Origin of the sequence: Pseudoalteromonas sp. GW168-MNA-CIBAN-0100, from assembly GCF_040309225.1 — a bacterium.
GTDB lineage: Bacteria > Pseudomonadota > Gammaproteobacteria > Enterobacterales > Alteromonadaceae > Pseudoalteromonas > Pseudoalteromonas arctica.
Window position 1 is genome coordinate 1 of sequence record NZ_JBEOOL010001006.1, and the last position, 242, is coordinate 242.

At 41.3% G+C, this 242-nt stretch carries 1 protein-coding gene; it reads right to left on the reverse strand.

All coding sequences use genetic code 11. The features are described 5' to 3' along the window. Positions 1 to 242: divalent metal cation transporter (locus tag AAEY62_RS24385; RefSeq protein ID WP_350637056.1), on the reverse strand; the 242-nt coding region annotated here is incomplete at both ends.

Consider the following 242-nt stretch of genomic DNA (forward strand, 5'->3'; position numbering starts at 1 on the left):
GAGCAGACATAACTAAAGTAGAAATAAACACTAGGCTCATTAAAATCACTAATAAAATGAGCGCGTTTTCTACCACTTTATGTTTTCCGCTGTACAGTAAAAATGCGCTAATAAAAGCAATGAGCGGCGTCCATATTTGCGCATTTATTGTCGGAAATATCTTTATTAAACCCATGCTAGCGCCACTAAGGTTACCCGCTTCATAGGCGGCGCTGCCCACGCCAATGGCGCTTATTACCAAA